The sequence below is a fragment of the Nocardia noduli genome, from assembly GCF_019038455.1.
GTDB classification, from domain to species: Bacteria; Actinomycetota; Actinomycetes; order Mycobacteriales; family Mycobacteriaceae; genus Nocardia; species Nocardia noduli.
In genome coordinates this window covers 1-18944 of sequence record NZ_JAFMPL010000103.1, presented here as the reverse complement: position 1 = coordinate 18944, position 18944 = coordinate 1, and the positions used below count along the sequence as shown (strand labels likewise).

Here is an 18944-nt window from a genome sequence, read left to right as displayed (position 1 = left end):
GAAGCGCCCATGGCTGGATCATGCCGCAGCCCGAGGTGCCTCACCAGGGTTGCGTCGACCGCTGAACTTAAATGCGCGCTGTCCCGTTCGCAGGTCGGGCAACCTCTCGGCCACGCGGCCAGGACGGCGCCCATCGACCCGCTCGAGAGGCGAACGTCCAGGTTTTCTCACCGTTTTCGTTCGATTCGTGAAGAGGAAAACATTCCTGTGCGCCCGACCTCGGCCCGTACGATTCGACGAACACGCTCGTACGGCGAATGGATCGTATTCGGGAGTCTTCCGCACATCGTCGCTATCCGACTGTCGTTCGGCGACCGAATGTCTGGAATCTGGAGGGCACGAATGGCCGTTGTCATCGGCGTGGAAATCCCGGACGGGCAGCTGGCACAGTTGGCGGCCGCCGGATTCGACAGGGTGCCGGAAGCGATCGACGCGGCGGGGGTCGGCTATGTCGTGCTCGGCGCCGACCGGGCCGACGGGATACCGGGCGCTTCGCTGAGCCCGACGATGGTGGCCACCGTCTTCGGTCGCCGCACCACCGGACTCGGGATCGTCGCCGCGGCGTCCCCGCAACGTGATCATCCCTTCAATGTCGCCCGGCGGCTCGCCTCGCTCGATCACCTGACCCACGGCAGAGCCGGATGGCTGGCCCTGCGCCAGGATCGCGCCGCCGCGCTCGGACTGGACGGCCGCGGCGGCTGGGCGCCGGGGCCGTCGGACGCGCCACGGCTGGCCGACGCGGTCACGGCGGCTCGCGCCCTGTGGCGGACCTGGCCGATCGAATCGCTGCGCACGGGCGACACCGGCGTCCCCGACACGACCCCGGTGCGTTACGCCGACCACACCGGCTTCTTCTCCACCACGGGTCCGCTCAACGTGCCGACGACACCGCAGGGTGAACCCGTGGTGTGGTGGCGCTACGAACCCGGCGACGACCCGCGTGACGTCGGGTCCGCCGATATCGTGATCGTCGCCCCCGAGCATTTGGCGGCGGTGGCCGAACTGCCGGAATCGGTACGCGTGCACGTGCGGCTGGACCGGTCCGATCCCGGATTGCGTTCGCGGATCACCGAATCGGCCGCGAATCCGCGGGTGCACGGCGTGCTCGTCCGGGCGGATCTGTTCGACCTGCGTGGCTTTCTCTCGGGCCCGCTGACCACGCTCGCGCGATCCGGCATCGTCCGCCTCCGGACCGATCACGGTGGAATCCATTCGGGTACAACGAGACCCGGCGCGCGTCCGACACTGCGCGAATATCTCCGGACGCCACGGCGCGTCGAACCCGACCTGAGCCGTCACCGGCCGGTCTTCGCGGGATCGTGAGGGAATGCCATGAGCGACAAGCACGTCATCCTCAATGTGAACGTCCTCGACCTGGGCATCAGCCCGGTCGCCTGGCAACTGTCCGGGCTGCCCAAGGACGCGGTGGTCTGCGGTGACTATTTCGCCGAGATCGGCCGGATCGCCGAGCGTGGGACGCTGGACGCGTTCTTCCTCGCCGACAACCCCGCGCTGCGGGAGAACCCGCGCCTGCGGCCGGGCCGGGCACTGGAACCGACCACGATCCTGGCGACGGTGGCCGCCGCCACGACGCACCTGGGCCTGATCGGCACCCTGTCGACCACCTTCAACGATCCGGTCGAGCTGGCCGAACGGCTGCTGAGCCTGGATCACATCAGCGCGGGCCGCGCCGCGTGGAACGCGGTGACCACCTACAACCTTGCGGCGGGCGGCAATTTCGGTCTCGCCGCGATCCCGGATCGCGGTGCCCGCTATCGGCGGGCCGACGAATTCATCGATGTCGTCGTCGCGCTGTGGCAGGCGGCGGTCGACGGCAGCGCGGTGAACCATCGGGGCGCGCATTTCCAGGTCGACGGCCGGCTGCCGCTCGGTCCGTCACCCCAGGGGTATCCGCTGGTCGTCCAAGCGGGCGGCTCACCCCAGGGCCGCGCCCTGGCCGGGCGGACGGCGAACGCGGTGTTCAGTGCGGAACTGTCGTTGAGCGCGGGACGGGAACACTACGAGCAGGTCAAACGGACCGCGACCGAATTCGGCCGATCGCGCGACGATATCGCCGTCCTGCCCGGCCTGATCACGATCATCGGAAGCACCAACGCCGAAGCCGAGGCCAGGTACGCGCTGGCCCGTGAACTACAGGAACCCGGCCACGAATTGTCGCGCCTGGGTGCGGTGCTCGCGCACGACCTGGGACAGTACGACCTGGATGACCCGTTCCCGCCGCACGTGCTCGAGGATCTGGACGACCCCGACGCGTTCTCCGCCTCGCTCGGATTCCGCGAATCCGTGGTGCGCGGCGTCGGCGACCGTGTCGCGGCGACCGGCGGCAGGTACACGCTGCGCGAAGCGCTGCTGGAATTCGGCAACGGCGGACATCGGCGCGTGATCGGGTCACCGGAGGAGGTCGCCGACACCATCGAGGAGTGGTTCCGTGCCGGTGCGGCGGACGGATTCAATCTGATGCCCGATGGATTCCCGTCCGGGCTGGAGATCTTCGTCGACGAGGTGGTGCCGATCCTGCGGCGGCGCGGGTTGTTCCGGCACGAGTACACCGAGACGACACTGCGGGAACGATTCGGAATCGGTCCGGTACACGCACGCGCGGTCGTGCCCGCACACACGTGAGCGCGGTGTCGGGCCGAGTTGCCTTCGGTCGGAGCGTAATTCACGCCCCGACCGAAGGCTTGGTCCGACGCCTAGTGATCCGGCGTGAATCCCGCCGCGGCGATCCGCCGCCAGGCTTCGGCCTGCACATCCTCCGACAGCGGCCCACGGCGTACCGCGCGCGCGTTCGCGCGGATATGGTCCGGGTTCGCCGAGCCGGCGATCACGGTGCTGATATTCGGATTGCTCAGTTGCAGGCGCAGCAGCAAGCCCGGAACGGAATCGCCGTCGGTGAGATCCTCCAGCGAGACCGACGACGGCTCGACATCCGAACCGGAGGCGGTCGGCTTGGGCCTGCTCAACCCCTGCGCGACCCCGCCGCGGACGATCACGCCCGCCGAACGCTCCCCGGCGACGTCGAGGAACGATTCCAGCGCCCGCTCGAACGGCGAGTACGGGAGCTGGTAGGTCTGGAGTTCCTTGATCGTCAGGTGGGCGGACAGGTGCGGGAGCGCCGACGAGATGCCGATGGCCCTGACCTTGCCCTCGTCCCGCAACCGGATCAACGTCTCCAGCGTCCCGTGCGATTCGAGGACCTCCGGCGACGGGCTGCCGTGGATCTGGAGCAGATCGACACGGTCGGTGCGCAACCGCGTCAGACTCTGCTCGACGCCACGGCGGATATGTTCGGCGCTGTAATCGTGCGGGAGCAGTCCCGGCGGCGCGTCGGGACGGTGCTCCAGCGGGCATCCCGCCTTGGTCGCCAGGATGTACTCGTCGCGTCTGCCGGAGATGGCCTCGCCGATGATCTCCTCGGAGAGCCCGTAGTCGATCGAGGTGTCGATGAAGGTGATGCCCTCGTCGAGCACGGTGGTGAGCGCCTCGTGGGCGACCTCCCTGGCCAAGGGCCGGGGACGACGGTGCACATCGGCGCCACCGCGCAACTCCATCGCGCCGTAACCGAGGAAGGTGACCGGCGGTCCGCCCTCCCACAGGGGGCGCAGCGTGTGCGCGTCACTCGGTGCGTTCACAGATCCTCCGTCTCCGGCGACCGTCGTCGGTCACCGATCCAGTGCGTACACGGGCCTACCCGGCGCGATCGTCGCGCCGGGAAGGTATTGCGTCGAAACGGATTCCGCGCGTCAGGACTCTCGGCGCGGATCGTGGTCGAGCAGGATCACATCGTCGTAGTGGAAGGTCACCGCGTCCAGGGTGAGAACCCAGGCGTGGGCGGATCCGGCATCGCCGTCGGCGGGTTCCCAGCTCAGACCCTGGCGATGGGTCGAGATCGCGACCAGCCCGCCGATGCCGGGATGCCACGCGAGCACCGTGTCGTACAGGCCGGGGAAATCGTCGACGACGATCTCGCCGTGCGCACGCCGCAACGGCCGGACCGAATCCGGCGCGGCCTCGTCCCAATTCCACTGTCGCACAGTGGAAGCGAAGGCGATCAGATCGCCGCGCCCCACATCGCCGAGCACGGCGTTGCGCGCACGGCCCGCCTCCACACCCGACAATGCGCGCACCGCGCCGACATGTCGGTCGAGCACGTCGGCGAGATCGGTGTCCAGGACGGACAGCGCCCTCACCAGATGTGCGCCCGCTTCGGCCGATTCGATCACGGCGGCACCGGCGCGCACCGTCACCAGGTGGTCGAGTGCTTCCCGAAGTCGCGAGATCCGTTGCCCGTCGGGGCCTTCGACGGTGGTGCCGACGGGCAGCGACGGATCGTCGAGTATTTCGCGCAAGGCCACGATCGAGTCCTCGTCGAGGGCTGTCGCGCTCGCGAGGTCGGTGGTTCCGGTCATGGGTTCAGCTCCGAAGGTGCGGGTAGGCGCGGGATTCGCGCGACGGAATCCCGAATGTCGCCCGGCGCGTGACATCGAAGAACGCGTTGATGCCGTTGCGTCGCCTCGCGCCGACCGAGCGGTGGTATCCGGTGCCGTCCGCGGCGTTCATGATCGCGCGCGTGTTGTTGAAATCGCGCAGCTCACGCTGCAACGAGATGAAATGCGTCCCCGGTTTGCCGTCGTCGACGGTGGCGAAGTCACGACGATTGATCACCGGCACGTTGTCGACCCGCGCGCGGGCCGCCGCCTGCGCGTGGCCGACGATGCCGTGTTCGCGCACGGTCTGTTCGTAGGACGCGTAGTCACTGGGCGCGTCGTCGTCGAGCGTCTCCGCCTCGGCCGCGCTCACCGTGGGCGCGTAGAGCAACGCCGCCTGTTCGTCGCGATTCCTGGCGTGCCACCGGTCCACGTCGAGTTCGATCCGGCTGACGTGCTGGGTGGTGCCGCCCGCCAGCGGCCCCGACGGGATCCTGAGCGATTCCTCGGGGGCCTGGTTGCCACGCAGCACGGAATGGAAACCGAACAGCAGGGGTGACGACCTCGGAATGTCGAGATGGGGCAGCGCGTCGCTGGCCAGCCCCGCGCCGACGAAACCGGTGCGGATCTCGCGGACCTTCAGGTGCTGACCGACACCGTCCTCGCCGAACAGGACATCACCGGCCGACTCGAGGATCTCGGGGTGATCGGTGGCGAGGTGGAAGATCGCGTGTGGCGTCTCCAGAACGGGATCCTCCCACCGCGACATCTTCGACGGGACGCCGATCAGGGCGGTGTGCTCGGTGTACTGGTCCCACCAGGTCGGGCCCCAGCCCAGCGTGGTCAGCAGACCGTCGGGACCGTAGGTGTGACGCCGCTCCAGTTCGGCCAGCCGCGATTCCAGCAGCCGCGCGGCGTCCGCGTCGGGATTCTCGACCACGTCGACCAGGATCAGGTGGTGGTAGCGCGGCGGCACCGGACGGCCGATCTCGTCCCGTCCGAATGTCGCCTCCCACTCGTGCTGTCCCGCGGGTAGGCCGCTCATCCCGCCACGGGCTCTCGCACGAACCGGGCTTCGAAATCGGGTACGAGGTCGGCGAATTGGCCCGCGAGGTCGGCGGGGGCGGCGCCGGGGATGCTGAGATTGAAGACCGCGGCGGTGCGCCCGGCCGACACCTCGGGATTCTCGATGGCCGCCAGTACCGCCCGCGCGAGTGATTCGGTGCTGACCAGACCGTCGGCGTACTGGTCCTGGGTCAAACGGATCTGATAGGACGGGTCGTGGGTGGCGGAGAGCCAGGTGGCCCGCAGCACGGTCCACGGGTTGCGTCCGGCACGCAGGTGGGCCTCCAACGCACGCAACGCGAGTGCGTGGATCCTGCGATTGCGGTGGTTCACACCGTGTCCGGTGAGGAAATGTGACAGCAGCACCACGTGGACGTCGGGCCGATCCGCGCTGAGCCGGTCCAGGATCCGGTGGCCGATCGTGCGACCGGCCGTCGGCCCGTCGGTGGGCTGGCGCATCACGCCCGCACCACCGTTGAGCGACGGCGACAGGATCACCGCGTCCGCGTCGGCGACGAGCCGATCCAGTTCGGCCTCGGTGACACCGCCGTCGGCCGGGCGGCGGTAACGGTGTCCGCGCTCGTGCGCGAGCCGTTCGGCGATATCGCGGGCGCCCCAGCCGCCCGCTCGATTCACCAGATGGAACTCGGTACTGGTCGCCTCGGCATACACCGGGCCCAATTCGACGATATCGACCATGACTCCAACCAAACTTCGAGCAGTTTCGCCGATCGTAAGTCGATGACGTGGCTCCGATGAGCTTTAAATTTGCGGAGAGAATAAACCGTGCCGGAACGCCCGCGCCGCTCTACATTTGCAGGCGCGATATCGGCGGCCCGTTCGGTGCTGCCGTCGCATTCGATCCCTCGCAGCGCTCGCACCGACGACATGTCGGGGCCGGAGGCGCTCGTTCACCCGAAAGGGGAGCCATGCCGACCAGTCCCGACACCGTGCACACCGCCGATGTCGTCATCAGCGCCGAGCAATTGCGCGGCAGTCTGGATTCCGAACGCCCCGTGGTGATTCTGGAAATTCGCCGGGAACCGGCTACCGGGGAACAAGTATCGCAAGGCAGACTCCCCGGAGCCCATTCGGTAACCCTCACCACCGAACTCGTCGGCCCGCCTTCGAAAGGGACGGGCAATTTCCCGCTGCCCTCCGAGGAACAGATCCAGGACGCGGTGCGCCGCTGGGGCATCGATCACGACAGTCTCGTCGTGGTCTACAGCCGCGAGGCTCCCGCACTGGCGTCGCGGGCCTGGTGGACACTGCGCTGGGCGGGTGTCCCCGACGTGCGCTACCTCGACGGTGGACTCGCCGCCTGGACCGCCGCCGGCGGTGAACTGAGCACCGCGGCACCCGCCGTGCGCGAGGGCTCCTTCACCGTCGTACTCGGCGGACTGCCGGTACTCGACACCGACGCCGCCGGTGAACTGGCCCGCTCCGGTGTCCTGCTCGACGCCCGTGACGGCGCGAGCTATTCCGGAGATCCCTCCGGTGGCCACATTCCGGGCGCGCCGAGCCTTCCCGCCGCGACCCGTCGGCCGGTACGAGCACGATCGGGTCCGGCCGCGCCGTGACCGATCTCCGAGAGGAGACGCCATGAGCGTCGATCAGGTCACGGCGCCGACCGAACACCCCGCCTACCGGGACTTCGCCGAACTCGTCGGCGCGGTCATCGCGCCGCGCGCGGTGGAGGTCGACGCCACCGAAGTCCCGCGTTCCCATCTCGACGCGCTACGCGAGATCGGCTATTTCGCCTGGTCGGTGCCGCAGGAGCACGGCGGAACACGGATTCCCGTCGCCGTGAAGAACGCCGCGGACGACCTCTTGTTCGGCGCCGATCCGTCGACGGCCCTCGCGCTGACCCAGCACGGCGGACCGGTCGGCCAGATACTGAAATCGAAATCCCCGCAGGCACTGGCGCTGTTGCCGAAACTCGCCGCGGGCGAACGGATCGGCGGCGCCGGATTCGCTCAGATCCGCCAGTGGCCACACCGGCCGAGCACGATCGCGAGGAAGGTGCCCGGCGGGTACCGCATCGACGGTGTCGTGCGCTGGTTGTCCGGCTGGGGTTTCGTCGACACCGCCTGGCTGGGCGCGGTCGACGAACAGAACTCCACCTATGTCTTCGGCGTCGGAGACCTGACCGCACCCGGAGTCGAGGCCGTGCCACTGCGTTTGGCCGCGGTCCAGGGGTCGCGCACCGTCACCCTGACACTGCGCGACTACCTCCTCCCGGACGAATACGTCACCGAGGTGGTCGACATCGAGACATGGAACGCACTCGACGGCTCCGTACACCCCAACGAGCGCGGCAAGCCCGCGGGCGACAAGGGGCCGCGGCTGCCGTCGATCGGCGCGATCGGACTGGCAAGGGCCGCCCTGGTCGACGCGCTCACCGCACATCCCGGCGACCCGTCGCTCATCCGGCTCCGCGAAGAACTCGAGCACGCCGCCATCACCCCTCGACCCGAACCGCAGTGGCGCGCCCAACTGGACGCGCTCGCGGTGCGCGCGACCGCCGCCGGTCTGGTCGCCAGCGGAGGCCAGGGGCTGCTGACCGACAACATCGCGCAGGTGCGCGCCCGCGCCGCGCTGTTCCTCCAGGTCCGCGGGCTCTCCCCGCGGGTCCGTGCCGCCCGCTTCGAGCAATACGTCAACTGAGGTCGATCACCATGTCCGAACGAACCCTGCATCTCAATGTCAATGTGATCGCCTCCGGCGCGCATCCGGCCGCATGGCGGCTACCCGAGGCCAATCGGCGTGCCTTCTTCGATCCGGCCCACTACGCGAACATCGCCAGGATCGCCGAGGCGGGTCTCTTCGACACCGCGTTCATGGCCGACAACTCGTTCCTCCATCCGGACGGCTACCCGAATTCCGGTCTCGACCCGATCGTGACGCTGTCGGCGATGGCCGCGGCGACCTCCCGGATCGGACTCGTCGGCTCGTACTCGACCACCTTCCACCACCCGTACGGCATCGCGCGGACCTTCGCCTCGCTCGATCACCTCTCCGCCGGACGGATCGGCTGGAATGTCGTGACCAGCCGCAACAAGCCGGAAGGTCTGAACTACGGCTTCAGCGACCTGCCCGACCGCGACACACGGTACGGGCGCGCGCTGGAGGCGGTCGAGGTCGTGACCGCGCTCTGGGACAGCTGGCAGCCGGGCGCGCTCGTCCTCGATCCCGCGACCGGAATCGCGGTCGACCGTGACCTGATCAAGCCGATCGACTATGTCGGAGAACACTTCTCGGTCGCCGGACCGTTGCAACTCCCGCCGTCGCCGCAGGGGCGTCCGCTGATCACCCAGGCCGGCGGCTCGGAAGGCGGCCTCGACCTGGCGGCGCGGTTCGCCGACGCGGTGTTCACCTCCGCGCTCTACATCGAGCCCGCCCGCGAGTACTACGCGAAACTCAAGGCCGCCGTCGCCCGCTACGGTCGCTCACCCGACAGCATCGCGATCATGCCGGGGATCAACCCCGTCATCGGCTCGACCGAGGAAGAAGCGCGCCGCCGCATCGCCGAACACGACGAGATCGTCGGACCGGTCGGCGGACAGTTGGAGAAGTTCGCCAAATGGGTCGGTGTCGACCCCGCCGCGCTCGACCCGGATCGGCCCTTCCCGCTGGAACTGCTCGAACCGACCGGCGGGACCTACAGTTCGGTCGGCTTCGACACCGCCGCGAGGCTGTACCTGGAACGCAACCGGCACCGCACCGTCCGCGAACTCGCCGCCGCCGGCCGCCAGGGCCACCGCAATCTCGTCGGTAGCGCCGAACAGGTCGCCGACGATCTGGAAAACTGGTTCCGGACCGGTGCGGCCGATGGCTTCGTCATCCAATTCGACACGCTGCCGGGCGGTCTCGAACTGTTCATCGAGCACGTGGTCCCGCTGTTGCAGAAGAAGGGGATCTTCCGTCGCGAATACGGCGAGAACACGCTGCGCGAGCGGTTCGGGGTGCCGTACATTCGAGCCTGACGGCACCCCTCGCGGGGACGAGATCCCCCGGGCGTCAGAAGAATCCGACGCCCGGGAGATCCGCGTCGTTGACGACGACATCACCGACGACACGGGCCTTGTAGACCGTGGGATTGTGGGAGAACAGCGTCCGCAGGTTGCGCCAGTGCCGGTCCAGATGCACCGACTGGCGCGTCCACGACGCGCCGCCCGCGTCGAACGCCTCCGAGGCGGCCCGCAGCGCGATCTGTTCGACGGCCACCTTGACCTGCGAGGTCTGGAACGATGCCGCGAATTCCAGTGCGTCGTCGGCCACCCCGTGCTCCCAGAGATGGAGTGTCGCCGTGTCGAGCGCGTCGGCGGCCGCGAGTACGGCGGCCTCGACCACGAAGGTGGTGCTCGACAGCGACCCGACGACGGCGAGCAATTGCGGATCCTCGCGCGCCAGTTCGGTATTGCCCCACGAATACGACCGTGTGCGGGTGCGCAACAGCGTCGCGGTCTCGGCCGTCAGCGCGCGCAGCACGCCCGCGCCGATCGCGTGCATCAGCAGATGCGCCTGCGGCGCCCTCGGCTTGCCCGACACCGGTGTGCGGCGGAATTCACCGATCTCCTCGGGCAGGACGAGCACATTGTCCAATATCGTGGTGCCGCTGCCGGTCTCACGCTGACCGACGCCGTCCCAGTCGTCGACGTGGATCACGCCGTCTCGATCGGCCGGTACCGTGGCGCTGATCTGTTGGCCCGCTTCGTTGTTCGCCGAGATCCGGAGATAGTCGGCGTAGGAGCTGCCGGTGCTGTAGAACTTCCGGCCGTTGAGTCGGAAATTCGCGCCGTCGGCGGTGAGCGTGGTGTCGTAGGTGTAGACACCGGGCTGACCCGAGAGTTCCGATTGCGCGCCCGCGAAGATCTTGCCGTCGAGAATCGATCGCAACAGCCCGGCGCCGCGGTCGGTGTCGCGTGTCCGCAAAGCCTCCTCGGTCGTACCCCAGTGTCCGCGAAGGATATGGGGCACATCGGGATCGGCTTCGGCCAAGCGGATGGCGAGCACGAAGAAATCGCGCAGGCTGTATCCGGCTCCGCCCGCCTCCTTCGGTACGCGCACCGCGCCGAGCAGATGTTCCCTGGCCAGCGCGAGCGCCCGCTCCGGGCGCCCGCCACCCTCGGCGCGCCTGCGCGCGGCGTCGACGGCGATCTCCTCGATCACCGCCGCGAGTTCGTCGGAGTCGAGCGCGGGCGGCACACGATCGGTGTGCGTCGCGGTCACGGGATGGTTCAGATGTGTGGTCACAGCGACTACTCCGTATCGTGAGGGTGATCGTCCGGGCTCAGACCGTCAGGTGTGAGCCGGGGACCGATTCGATCAGGCGCCTGGTGTAATCCACCCGCGGATCACCGAGGACCTGCTCGGCGGTCCCCGACTCCACCACCTGCCCGCCCCTGAGCACCGACACCGTGTCGGCGAACAGTTTCACGACGCCGAGGTCGTGGGTGATGAACAGGTAGGTCAGCGAATAGGCCGCCTGGAGGTCGGCGAGCAATTGCAGGATCTCGGCTTGGACGGAGACGTCGAGGGCCGACACCGCCTCGTCCAGGATGACGATCTCCGGCTCGAGTGACAGCGCCCGCGCGATCGCGACCCGCTGGGCCTGCCCGCCGGAGAGTTCACCGGCCTTGCGCTCGGCGTGTTCGCGCGGCAGCCGCACTCCGTCGAGCAGTTCCAGCGCGATCTCGCGCCGCTCACGCCGCCCGATATCCCTGCGGTGCACCCGGATCGGCTCGGTCACCAGATCGGCCACGTCGAAGCGCGGGTTCAACGACGAATACGGATTCTGGTAGACGAATTGCAGGCTGCGGCTCAGCCGTTTGCGGCTCCACTGCTCGGTCTGCCCGAGCAGTCGCACCTGTCCGCTGTCGGCCGCGGCCAGTCCGCCGACGATCCGGGCGATGGTCGACTTCCCCGCACCGGACTCACCGACCAATGCGTGAGTGGTGCCGGAAGCGACGCGGAAGGACACCCCGTCGGCAGCCCGGACCGACCGCTCCACGCCACCGCGGTGGGTGGTGAAACTCTTCGAGATATCGCTGACCTCGATGGCATACTCGGCGGTGCCGCGCACGTGATCACCGGTCGCGGCCCGTGCGAGCCGCGCCGTGTCGAGGTCGATCGGGCGCGGTGTCAGCCGTCCGGTGTGCAGTCCGGGGGCCGCGTCCAGCAGTCGACGGGTGTATTCGTGGCGCGCGTCGCGCAGGATCTCACCGCCGGTGCCCTCCTCCACGGTGGCCCCGTCGCGCATCACGACGATGCGATCGGCGCGGTCGAGCGCGACCCCGAGATCGTGGGTCACTAGCAGGATTCCGATACCGAGTTCCGCGCGCAGGAAATCCAGGTGGTCGAGGATCTGCTTCTGCACCGTGACGTCCAGCGCGCTCGTCGGCTCGTCGGCGAGGAGAAGTTTCGGCTCACCGGACAGCGCGATCGCGATCAGCACCCGCTGCTTCATCCCGCCCGAGAGTTCGTGCGGATACTTGGCGTAGATCTCCTCGGGCGCCGCGAGCCCGGCCAACTCGAGGAACCGAAAGGCCTCGGATCGGATGCGCTGGTTGTGGGCTCCGTTGCCGAAGGGCAGCAACCGGCGTCCGCGCAGTCGGTTGCGCAGCGCGTCCTCGATCTGGCGGCCGACGGGTTTGACCGGATTCAACGAGACACCGGGATCCTGCGGGATGTAGCCGACGTAGCTGCCCCGGTAGCGCGCGAACCTGTTGTGCGACCAGCCCGCGACATCGGCGCTCGCGAGACGGATCTGTCCGCTGATGCGGCAGGTGGCGGGCAGCAGGCCGATCGCCGAACGGATCAATGTCGACTTGCCCGAACCGGATTCGCCGACGATGGTGACCAGCTCACCCGGTGCGACGGTCAGCGAGATACCCGCGACCGCGCGGTGGGGTTGCTCACCGCGGCGTTTGTACCAGATCTCCACATCGGTGAAGGACAGTAGCGACATCAGGACTCCCTGTCCGGCTGCAAGGCCCGGCTGATCCGGTTACTGGCGAGCACCGCGAGCAGGATGACCGCGCCGGGGAACAGCGAGATCCACGGCGCGACGGCAAGCAGGTCACGCCCCTCGGCGACGAGCAGACCCCATTCGGGTTGCGGTGGCGGCGCGCCGAATCCGAGGAAGCCCAGTGCCGCGATCGCCAGAATCGCCGAACCGAATTGCAGGGGGATCAACGAGACCACCGAACTCAGCGAATTCGGCAGGACATGACGCAGCAGAATGGCGAGTCGGGGCGTGCCGATACTGGCCGCTGCCTCGACGAAATCCGCCTGCGTCACCTTGAGGACTTCGGCCCGCATCACCCGGGCGAAATTCGCCACCGACGAGATGCCGACCGCGACAGCGACATTGGTGGTGCCGTAGCCGAGCGCGGCCACCACGACCATCGTCAGCAGCAGGCCCGGAACCGAGAGCAGCACGTCGACCACGCGCATCACGATCGGATCGACGATCCCGCGCACGTAGCCCGCGACCAGCCCGAGCGCCGTCCCGATGAAGAACGCGATGGACACCGCGAGCAGTGTGGCCGACATCGTGATGACGGTCCCGTACACGGTGCGCGTGTAGATGTCGCGACCGAGCCGGTCGGTGCCGAACGGGTGCTCGGCACTGGGCCCGACGAGGATGACGTTCGTGTCGGGAAGATAGGGATCGTTCCAGGTGAGAATCCCGGGCACGACACAGAACGCCAGGGCGGCGAGCACCACGACGACGGCCAGCGTCAGACCGGGCTGGGCCAGCACGGGGTGCAGGACCCCGAACCGACGCCGCGGCGGCTGGGCCGGTGCGGAGACCTCGACGGTGGGCCCGCCGTCGAGGTCGGCCGGTTGCCGATCGGCCCGCGTAGGTTTCTCGAGACTGATGGTCACGTGGTCACGCCCCTCTCGGGCACCGCTCGCAGCCGCGGGTCGATCAGCGGATAGGAGATGTCGACGAGGAAGTTCACCGTCACGAAGCAGAGCGCGACGAACATGACGATGCCCTGGACGACCGGAACGTCCTGTGCCCGAACGGCTTGTTCGGTCAGCCTGCCGATGCCCGCACGGGAGAAGATCGTCTCGGTGATCACCGCGCCCGCGAGCAGTTCGCCGACGATGATGCCGCCCTGGGTCAGTGCGGGCAGGCTCGCGTTGCGCAGCACCTCGGTGTTGATCACGGCGCCTTTGCGCAAGCCTTTGCTGTAGGCGGTCAGAACATACGGCGACGCGTATTCGGTGTGGAAGTTGCGCAGCAGCAGCTGGGCGATCGGTCCGGAGACCGGAATCGCCAGAGCCACAGCGGGAAGTACCAGACCCTTCCAGCCCTGACTGCTGATGGGTGGGAACCAGCCGAGCTGGAACGAGAAGATCTTGATGATGATCAGCCCGAGCAGGAAACTGGGGAACGACACGAGCAGTGGCGGGACGCTCGCGATCAGATTCCGCAGCCACGCCGACCTGAGATAGGTGGCGACCCAGGCGACGGCGAGTGCGAACAACACCGCCACCACCAGGGCGGCTGCCGCGAGGACGACGGTTTTGGGCAGTGCGTCGCCGATCGCGTCGACGACCGGTTGGTCGGTGCTCACCGATGTCCCGAAATCGCCGCGCAGCGCCGCGAGCAGGCGGTCGAGATACTGCCGCCACTCCGGCTCGTCGAAACCGTAGGCGCGTTCCATCTGCGCGAACGCCTGCGGATCGATGGTGGCGCGCTCATCCGGCGGGAAGAGCAATTCGATCGGGCTCGTCGGCAGGAGATAGAGCAGGATGAAGGAGGCCGTGAAGGCCCCCCACACCACGATCAGCGCGCGGCCGAGTTTCAGCGAGACGTAGCGCAGCACGTCACTTTCCGCTCACCCAGGAGTCGACGAACAGCAGTCGGCCCGAACCGTCGAGATAGATATTTCCCACACCCTTGGTCGCGGCGACCTGCGAGGTCTGGAACTGCGGATTGACCAGTACGAACTCTTCGTGGATGAGATCCTGCACGGCCTTGGCCAGCGGGATCTGCGCCGCGCCGATGGCGGTGTCGAGCGCGTTGAAGGTCTTCACGATCCGCGCGCGATCCGGATGGTTCTCCGGGATGACCGCGCCGTTGCCCCGATCCGGATTCAACTGGGTGTTGAGCACCGCCACGTCGTTGCGGGCCCGATTGATATTCGCCAGGTGGAATTCGGCGGTGATCTGCTTGGCGGGAATGTTCTGCGAGTCGAAGACGATCTCGACATCGATGCCGATGGCCTTCAGCGCCGCCTGGGTCGCCTCGTAGGTCACCCGGGCGTCGGGCACCAGGATATTGCCGGTGCCTTTGAGTTTCAGTTTGACGCCGTTCTTCTCGCGGATTCCGTCGGCTCCCGGTTTCCACCCCGCGTCTTCCAGCAGTTTCTTGGCCCGCTCCGGGTCATATTTCAGCGCGCTCTGGCTGTAGTCGACGAAGCCGGGGACTTTATCGGTGAGGACCGAATGGGCTTCGCCCTCCGACGGCGAGAGCAGTGACTTCTTGTATCCGGCCCGATTGGTGGCCGCCACGATCGCCCGCCGGACGTTGATATCGTCGGTCGGCGCCAGGCTGAGGTTGAACTGCCAGCCCAGCGTGAAGCCGGGGACCGTTCGCGAGGTGAGTTCGAAACCCTGTGCGGTGACGACCTTCTCGTCGGTGGGCAAGATGTCGAACGAGGCGGGGACATCACCGGACTGGAGGGCCCCGACGCGCACACTCGCCTCGGGGATCGTGATGAACTCGATCTTGTCCAGGTAGGCCGGTCCGTCGTGCTTCAGTGCGGGCGGGGACCACCTGTAGTCCTCGCGCCGAACGATGACGGTGCGTTCCTTCGGTACGTATTCGGTGACGACGAAGGGGCCGGTGCCGATCACATTGGCCGGATTCAGCCGATCCTTGGCCGAGGATTTCAGGGTGCGGTCGGCCAGGAAGCTGATATTGCCCGTTCCGCTGTGGGCGGTGAGCTGGAGGAAACTCGCGTTGGGCGCGTTGAACAACACCTTGACGACGTAGTCGCTGACGACCTGGGTTTCCTTGTAGGGGCCCAGGTAGCTCTTGCCGTTGGGTTTGATACTCAGCGCCTCGTCGCCGAAGTAGAACTGGTCGAGATTGTTCTTGACCGACCTCGCGTCGAATTTCGTTCCGTCGCTGAAGGTCACATCCTCACGCAGGGTGAAGGTGTATTCGGTGATGGTGTCGTTGTACTCCCACTTGGTGGCCAGCCACGGGCTCAGCGCACCGGTGTCGCGGTCCTGGAACAGGAGCCGGTCCACGATGTTGTTGGAGAAGTTGGCACCGGCGAAGCTGCTGTTGACCTGGGGGTCGATGGACTCGGGCGCGCCGAGCCAGGCGAACTTCAGGGTGCCGCCCCTGACGGGGGTGCCCCCGCTCGTCGTGTTCACGGCGGAGTTGCCGTCGGCGCTGCAGCCAACGAGCAGCAAGCCGCCGACGGCTCCGGCGAGTGCCAGGAAGCCGCGACGACCGGTAGTGGTGGAGATCAGAGAATCGGCCCCAGCTGCAGCCGAACGGAACGCATCGGTCATAATCGGGCAACTCTGACATATTCCCGGTGGCTCCCAGAGGGTTTGGGTCAGGCCAATTTTTACCCTCTACCTGCGTCCCCGCGTCGGTATCGGCGAGTTATGGACATCGGGGGACCGGTGCGGTCGAGGCTATCACCGTCCGGGAATCGACGGCGATCACGACTGTCGCAACCGGCCCGCCGACCCCGAGAAGGTCAGGTGCGGTGTCGGGCGCGCCGGTGGCGATGCAAGACTCGTGACGAAATGTTCAGGCACACCGGCGAATTCACAGCCTCCGGTGGCGAGTGGGCGAGGCGAAGTCACGCCGATGCCCGGCCGCCCGACCCGCGCAATCGTCGGGGAGCGTCGTCCTGGGCGGCGAGGAGTTCGTCGCCGTGGTCGTCGATCCACGCGCCCAGCGCCCTCATCGGCCCCTCGACCAGGCTCGCCCCCAGTTCGGTGAGCGCGTATTCGACACGTGGCGGCGCCTGCCGGTAGCCCAGGCGCTCGATCAGGCCGTGGCCGAGCAGGCGGCGAAGGGCCTCGCTCAACGCCTTGTCGCTGATTCCGCCGATGCCGGTGCGCAGGTCGCCCCGACGGCGTGGGCCCTCGTGCAACGCGGCGAGCACCACCGGATCCCAGGTGTGCGCGAACAGGTCCGTGGCCGCGCGCAACCGGCAGTCGGCGACCAGTTCCTGCCGGTGATCACCCGCATCGCCACCGCATTCGTTACCACTCATCGCCCCATGATCACCCGTCTGTTTCGCACCGATCGGTGCGAATCGGTCCGCCTACCGTAAACCCGGTCAGGGACAGACGACAGGGAGGAGCCACGATGCGAATCGGGATTCTGGGCACGGGAATGATGGCGGCGGCGCTGGGCGGGCGTTGGGCCGTCGCAGGCCACGACATCGCGGTGGCAGGACGTTCGCCGGACAAGGCGCGGGCGCTCGCAGCCGAGTTGGGGCGAGGCGTACGGGCGACCACGGTGGCTGAAGCGACCGTCGGGGCGGACGCGGTACTGCTCGCGGTGGCCTTCGACGGCGTCGAGGAGATACTGCGCGACGCCGAATCCGCTGGGACACTGGCCGGTACGACATTGATCGACCCGACCAACGCGGTCGAGCATGGCGTCGGCCTGCACCGGCTGCCGACCGGCACATCGGCCGCGCGGCACATCGCCGGACTCGCTCCCGGCGCTCACGTCGTCAAGGCGTTCCACCTCTTGCCCGCCACGCACTGGACCGAGCCGACCGCCATCGGCGCCACCGTGCCGATCTGCGGCGACGATCTTGGTGCGCTGCGCGTCACCGAGACGCTGATCCGCGACGCCGGCGCCGAACCCGCTGTACTGGGCGGGCTCGATCGCGCCAGGCAATTGGAAGAGGCGGCGGGTTTCGTCATCGGACTGGTATTCCAGGGATTCGACCCCCGCACCGCGGTCCCGCATGTGCGGGTAGCGGCCCCGACCGTGTGACCGCCCGCCTGCTCGCTGGTATCCGAACGGCGCGCGAGCGCGGCCGGAGTGGCACGGCGCGGGCGATCGCAGGGCCGTGATCGACCTCGCCGGAACGGGGACCGTCGGCGTCGCCGTGATCGGGACGATCTTCGCGGCAGCGGGAATTATCCACAGGTGACCTTCCTCGTCGCCGTGGTGAATATTCCGCGGTACTTCCCGTGCTTTCCGTCGTCATGGTGGCGGGGACAGTGTGTGCCGCGCAATCGCGGGCCGCGGGCGACACGAGAGGAGTCATGTATGTGGCGATTCTGTCGACGGCCGTCGGGACAGTGCCCGTCGCGTGGTTCTCGGTCGGAATGCTCGACGCGGGGTTGTGGGGAATCTGTTGGGGCGTGCTACTCGGCTGGACAGTGCGATCCGCGGCGAGTTATTTCCGTCTGCGGTATATGAACCGTGCGCGAAACACGCTGTGACGGTGGCAGTGTGCCTCGGTCCCGCCGCGGACATGTCATGCCGCGACAGTACTGTCTCCGTCGTGACGCAAGCAGATAGATATGCCCTCTATGCGTGGGGCAATTTCATCAACGAAGTCGGCCTCGATCGGCTGCCCGAATGGCTGGATCCCGACGTGCTCAGTGGCGAGCGCGTGGTCCAGCACAGGGACCTGACGATGTACGAGAGCGAACTCTCCATCGACGGAAGCCAGTCGTTCTACATAGTCGAGAACGACGAGTACGTTCTCGGCCGCGACCTGGGCACGCCGCCGGACGACTGGCGGATCGGCCACCTCTGCGTAGTCACCGACGGCACACTCGACGGCGCCAGGGCGGTCGCCGCGCGCCTCGAGGAGGAGGCGGACCTGTACCGCACCGACGCCCCGGACAGTAACCCGGTCGAGTACGGCGAGATCGTGACCTTCTGGGAAGACGACCACGGTCAGTGGGATATGGCGCTCGTGCGCATCTGAGTCGAATCCATCACCGTCAGAACATCGCTGCCGAAACCGCTCGTGACGGCGGCGGTGTTCTCGAACAGCCCTCGCCTGTTCACTCGGAATAGCTGGCGTCCGTCGATCGCGGGATCGGTCGGTTCTCGACGCAGAGCAGCAGGTCGACGGTACGCGCCGAACCCATGCGGTTCGTCTATGGTGTGGGGGCGGCGAGGCCGCACAGTCAGTTATGCGTGAACAGCGGTACGTTCCGTGGTTTTCTCCACCGAATCGAAAGGCGCTGCATGACAAAGGACTTGACGCAACTCGACCTCCTCGCGGAATTGGAGCCGGTCGTCGCGGAGAATATCGACCGACATCTGGCCACGGCCAAGGACTGGTGTCCGCACGACTACGTCCCCTGGGACGAAGGCCGGAATTTCGCGGCGATGGGTGGGCGGGATTGGGACCCCGGCCAGTCGCGACTGTCGGAGGTCGCCAAGGTCGCGATGATCACGAA

The 18944-nt window shown here is 67.6% G+C and carries 18 protein-coding genes; 8 read left to right on the top strand and 10 right to left on the bottom strand.

The genetic code is table 11. The annotated features are described in order from the left end of the window. Positions 1-342 precede the first annotated feature (342 nt). Together JZ792_RS33850 and JZ792_RS33845 are read left to right on the top strand one after the other, a co-directional pair. Positions 343-1323, top strand: a complete 981-nt coding sequence (locus tag JZ792_RS33850) for an LLM class flavin-dependent oxidoreductase (RefSeq protein WP_216916974.1) — start codon at positions 343-345, stop codon at positions 1321-1323. A gap of 9 nt (positions 1324-1332) precedes the next feature. Further along, on the top strand, positions 1333-2643 hold the full coding sequence (locus JZ792_RS33845; protein ID WP_216916973.1) for an NtaA/DmoA family FMN-dependent monooxygenase: 1311 nt from the start codon (positions 1333-1335) through the stop codon (positions 2641-2643). Positions 2644-2714: 71 nt separating this feature from the next. On the opposite strand, the gene JZ792_RS33840 is transcribed toward JZ792_RS33845, so the two are convergent. The 4 genes from JZ792_RS33840 to JZ792_RS33825 all read right to left on the bottom strand — a co-directional run bounded on the left by JZ792_RS33840 (position 2715) and on the right by JZ792_RS33825 (position 6212). After that, complete coding sequence (locus tag JZ792_RS33840) at positions 2715-3653, bottom strand: aldo/keto reductase (protein ID WP_216916972.1); 939 nt, start codon at positions 3651-3653, stop codon at positions 2715-2717. A 111-nt stretch (positions 3654-3764) separates the two neighbouring features. Beyond that, the gene (locus JZ792_RS33835; protein ID WP_216916971.1) at positions 3765-4430 is read right to left on the bottom strand and encodes a hypothetical protein; all 666 of its coding nucleotides are present in this window, start codon (positions 4428-4430) and stop codon (positions 3765-3767) included. Between the two features lie 4 nt (positions 4431-4434). Further along, positions 4435-5493, bottom strand: a complete 1059-nt coding sequence (locus JZ792_RS33830) for a DUF7405 family protein (protein ID WP_216916970.1) — start codon at positions 5491-5493, stop codon at positions 4435-4437. Beyond that, entirely contained in the window at positions 5490-6212 is a 723-nt protein-coding gene (locus JZ792_RS33825; protein WP_216916969.1) for an NAD(P)H-binding protein, read from the bottom strand. The genes JZ792_RS33830 and JZ792_RS33825 overlap by 4 nt, the downstream gene beginning before the upstream one ends. Before the next feature lie 230 nt (positions 6213-6442). On the opposite strand from JZ792_RS33825, the gene JZ792_RS33820 reads away from it, so the two are divergent. From JZ792_RS33820 to JZ792_RS33810, 3 genes are read left to right on the top strand one after another with little or no spacing between them, the layout of a single operon-like run. After that, on the top strand, positions 6443-7093 hold the full coding sequence (locus JZ792_RS33820) for a sulfurtransferase (RefSeq protein WP_216916968.1): 651 nt from the start codon (positions 6443-6445) through the stop codon (positions 7091-7093). 22 nt (positions 7094-7115) lie between these two features. After that, the gene (locus tag JZ792_RS33815; protein WP_216916967.1) at positions 7116-8180 is read left to right on the top strand and encodes an acyl-CoA dehydrogenase family protein; all 1065 of its coding nucleotides are present in this window, start codon (positions 7116-7118) and stop codon (positions 8178-8180) included. A gap of 11 nt (positions 8181-8191) precedes the next feature. Then, entirely contained in the window at positions 8192-9499 is a 1308-nt protein-coding gene (locus JZ792_RS33810) for an NtaA/DmoA family FMN-dependent monooxygenase (protein WP_216916966.1), read from the top strand. 34 nt (positions 9500-9533) lie between these two features. Here JZ792_RS33810 and JZ792_RS33805 read toward each other — a convergent pair whose 3' ends face one another. The 6 genes from JZ792_RS33805 to JZ792_RS33780 all read right to left on the bottom strand — a co-directional run bounded on the left by JZ792_RS33805 (position 9534) and on the right by JZ792_RS33780 (position 16777). Further along, positions 9534-10769 (bottom strand): acyl-CoA dehydrogenase family protein, encoded by a 1236-nt coding sequence (locus JZ792_RS33805; RefSeq protein WP_308165563.1) that lies wholly within the window; start codon positions 10767-10769, stop codon positions 9534-9536. A 37-nt stretch (positions 10770-10806) separates the two neighbouring features. Then, a complete protein-coding gene (locus JZ792_RS33800) occupies positions 10807-12483 on the bottom strand; it encodes an ATP-binding cassette domain-containing protein (RefSeq protein ID WP_216916965.1) in 1677 nt (558 codons plus the stop codon). Continuing rightward, positions 12483-13406 carry an ABC transporter permease gene (locus tag JZ792_RS33795; protein WP_308165562.1) on the bottom strand — a complete coding sequence of 308 codons (924 nt, stop codon included), beginning with the start codon at positions 13404-13406 and terminating at the stop codon, positions 12483-12485. Before JZ792_RS33795 ends, JZ792_RS33800 begins: the two co-directional genes overlap by 1 nt. Continuing rightward, positions 13403-14356, bottom strand: coding sequence for an ABC transporter permease (locus JZ792_RS33790; RefSeq protein WP_216916964.1), 954 nt, complete (start codon positions 14354-14356; stop codon positions 13403-13405). The genes JZ792_RS33795 and JZ792_RS33790 overlap by 4 nt, the downstream gene beginning before the upstream one ends. A gap of 1 nt (position 14357) precedes the next feature. After that, positions 14358-16058: an ABC transporter substrate-binding protein gene (locus JZ792_RS33785; RefSeq protein ID WP_216916963.1), complete on the bottom strand. Its 1701-nt coding sequence runs from the start codon at positions 16056-16058 to the stop codon at positions 14358-14360. Positions 16059-16357: 299 nt separating this feature from the next. Then, entirely contained in the window at positions 16358-16777 is a 420-nt protein-coding gene (locus JZ792_RS33780; protein ID WP_216916962.1) for a winged helix-turn-helix transcriptional regulator, read from the bottom strand. 95 nt (positions 16778-16872) lie between these two features. Between JZ792_RS33780 and JZ792_RS33775 the strand changes: the two genes are divergently transcribed. The 3 genes from JZ792_RS33775 to JZ792_RS33765 all read left to right on the top strand — a co-directional run. Then, entirely contained in the window at positions 16873-17514 is a 642-nt protein-coding gene (locus tag JZ792_RS33775) for an NADPH-dependent F420 reductase (RefSeq protein ID WP_216916961.1), read from the top strand. Positions 17515-18031: 517 nt separating this feature from the next. Next, on the top strand, positions 18032-18463 hold the full coding sequence (locus JZ792_RS33770; RefSeq protein WP_216916960.1) for a hypothetical protein: 432 nt from the start codon (positions 18032-18034) through the stop codon (positions 18461-18463). A gap of 266 nt (positions 18464-18729) precedes the next feature. Further along, the coding region (locus JZ792_RS33765) for an acyl-ACP desaturase (protein WP_216916959.1) at positions 18730-18944 on the top strand (215 nt) is incomplete at its 3' end.